The sequence below is a fragment of the Neisseria sp. HMSC061H08 genome (assembly GCF_001836795.1).
GTDB classification, from domain to species: domain Bacteria; phylum Pseudomonadota; class Gammaproteobacteria; order Burkholderiales; family Neisseriaceae; genus Neisseria; species Neisseria subflava_A.
This window is the reverse complement of record NZ_KV830560.1, coordinates 1-311: the sequence shown is the minus strand read 5'-3', so window position 1 is coordinate 311 and position 311 is coordinate 1. Positions and strand designations below refer to the sequence as shown.

Here is a 311-nt window from a genome sequence, read left to right as displayed (position 1 = left end):
GTGTGAGTACCGTCGCCGTTGTCTTTAACTTCAGCTTCAGCATTCTTACCGTCTGCACCAGTAGCACCGGTTGCGCCATCTTTAACGACAGTAGTAGTAGTGTTACCGTTACCGTCTTTGATGGTTACAGTGTGAGTACCGTCGCCGTTGTCTTTAACTTCGGCTTCAGCGTTCTTACCGTCGGCACCAGTTGCGCCGGTATCGCCTTTGGCACCAGTTGCACCGTCTTTAACGATGGTAGTAGTGGTATTACCGTTACCGTCTTTGATGGTTACAGTATGAGTACCGTCGCCGTTGTCTTTAACTTCGGC

At 50.2% G+C, this 311-nt stretch carries 1 pseudogene; it reads right to left on the bottom strand.

The annotated features are described in order from the left end of the window. Window positions 1–311, bottom strand: a pseudogene (locus tag HMPREF2675_RS11350) (hypothetical protein); the annotation flags it as partial.